General features: G+C 67.4%; 1 protein-coding gene. It reads right to left on the bottom strand.

What is annotated here, in order from left to right; translation table 11 throughout:
• Positions 1-381 (bottom strand): hypothetical protein (locus EOA85_RS36910; RefSeq protein ID WP_127212845.1); only part of this gene is annotated, 381 nt, incomplete at its 3' end.
• Positions 382-488 lie beyond the last annotated feature (107 nt).

Here is a 488-nt window from a genome sequence, read left to right as displayed (position 1 = left end):
GTGTTGGGCGGCGGCGCGATGGGGAGCGAGGTGGACCAGCTCGGCATGGTCACCAGCACGGTCGAACACGCGCACGGAGCCAACCGGAGGGCGCTCGACGATGATGAAGCGAAGGCTGGAGCCGAGCGAGAAGGTCCGGTGGACGCGGATGGCGATGACGCCGCCGGCGCCGAAATCGGCCTCGTGCAGAGTGAAGCTTCCGTTGGAGCCAAGCGTGCCGGCGTCACGACCACCCTGTTTGCGGACGAGCCGCCCCTGGCTGTTGCTGTTCTTCCAGGCGGCGAGCTTTTTGGAATGCCGTTCCGGCGGCTGCGGCGTGCCGTCGGACCAGGCGACGATGGCGCCGATCGGCGCGGATTCAAATATCGTATGCGCGGACATGATGTCCTCCATAGGTGGGCTGGAAACGAAACCGCCGCCGGGCGAACCCGGCGGCGGAGCGACCGAAAGAAGAAGCGGGGCGCTACTCAGCGGCTTCGCGGTAGCCC

Origin of the sequence: Mesorhizobium sp. M5C.F.Ca.IN.020.29.1.1, from assembly GCF_003997375.1 — a bacterium.
Taxonomy (GTDB): Bacteria; Pseudomonadota; Alphaproteobacteria; order Rhizobiales; family Rhizobiaceae; genus Mesorhizobium; species Mesorhizobium wenxiniae.
The sequence above is the reverse complement of the archived record's forward strand: the minus strand, read 5'-3'. Positions and strand labels throughout refer to the sequence as shown.